This is a genomic window from Veillonella parvula, assembly GCF_018378075.1.
In the GTDB taxonomy this organism is placed as follows: Bacteria; Bacillota; Negativicutes; order Veillonellales; family Veillonellaceae; genus Veillonella; species Veillonella parvula_K.
Window position 1 is genome coordinate 1 of sequence record NZ_JAGZYE010000024.1, and the last position, 1,378, is coordinate 1,378.

Consider the following 1,378-nt stretch of genomic DNA (forward strand, 5'->3'; position numbering starts at 1 on the left):
TCCGCTAATTTTTCAACATTAGTCGGTTCGGTCCTCCAGTTAGTGTTACCCAACCTTCAACCTGCCCATGGCTAGATCACCGGGTTTCGGGTCTATACCTTGCAACTAGACGCCCAGTTAAGACTCGGTTTCCCTTCGGCTCCCCTATTCGGTTAACCTCGCTACAAAATATAAGTCGCTGACCCATTATACAAAAGGTACGCAGTCACCCTTAAAGGGCTCCCACTGCTTGTACGTACAAGGTTTCAGGTTCTATTTCACTCCCCTCACCGGGGTTCTTTTCGCCTTTCCTTCACAGTACTGGTTCACTATCGGTCAATCAGGAGTATTTAGCCTTGGAGGATGGTCCCCCCATCTTCAAACAGGATATCACGTGTCCCGCCCTACTTGTCGTTAGCTTAGTACCATGACCTGGACTTCGAGTACGGGGCTATCACCCTGTATCGCCAAGCTTCCCAGCTTGTTCCTCTGTCTCTGTCATTATCACTAACAGGCTCCTTCGCGTTCGCTCGCCGCTACTAACGAAATCTCGGTTGATTTCTTTTCCTCGGGGTACTTAGATGTTTCAGTTCTCCCGGTTTGCCTCACTTACCTATGGATTCAGTAAGTGATAGTAGATTCTTCATCTACTGGGTTTCCCCATTCGGACATCTTGGATTAAACGCCTCTTATCGACTCATCCAAGCTTTTCGCAGATTAGCACGTCCTTCATCGCCTCTGATTGCCAAGGCATCCACCTTGTACGCTTAGTCACTTAACTATACAACCTCAAAAATTCTTGATGTTGTGTTTTCAACTAAACACTTGATTGCTTTTGTTCAATCAAGATTTTATTCTTACTCAGACTTTTTCTTATCCTTAAAAAGGACTTGAAAGTCTCTTCAGTTTTTCAGCTTGTTTCCTGGTTGTTAAAGAACAGAAATAACATTTTCAGTTATCATCGTTAAATAAACTCATTAAAGCATTTTAAGTATTAAATGCTCAATTTACTTAACGATGATAAGTGGTGGAGATAAGCGGGATCGAACCGCTGACCTCCTGCGTGCAAGGCAGGCGCTCTCCCAGCTGAGCTATATCCCCATGTCATCGTTTATTTATCACCTTATTCACCTTCATCACTCACTCAGTTTGAGTGGTGGGTCTGAGTGGACTTGAACCACCGACCTCACCCTTATCAGGGGTGCGCTCTAACCACCTGAGCTACAGACCCAAGGGAATAACGGCTTTCTGCTCGATATTGTCTACAATATATCAATCAATCTGTGTGGACACTTATTGTCTCTCGTTTTTGGTAAGGAGGTGATCCAACCGCAGGTTCCCCTACGGTTACCTTGTTACGACTTCACCCCAGTCATGAATCATACCGTGGTAAACGCCC

General features: G+C 45.2%; 2 tRNA genes and 2 rRNA genes. All 4 read right to left on the bottom strand.

Features of this window, described 5'->3' with window-relative positions:
• A 23S ribosomal RNA gene (locus KH286_RS09540) occupies positions 1-760 on the bottom strand; the annotation flags it as partial.
• Positions 761-1,004: 244 nt separating this feature from the next.
• Positions 1,005-1,080, bottom strand: a tRNA-Ala gene (locus tag KH286_RS09545).
• A gap of 53 nt (positions 1,081-1,133) precedes the next feature.
• A tRNA-Ile gene (locus KH286_RS09550) sits at positions 1,134-1,210 on the bottom strand.
• Positions 1,211-1,292: 82 nt separating this feature from the next.
• A 16S ribosomal RNA gene (locus tag KH286_RS09555) occupies positions 1,293-1,378 on the bottom strand; the annotation flags it as partial.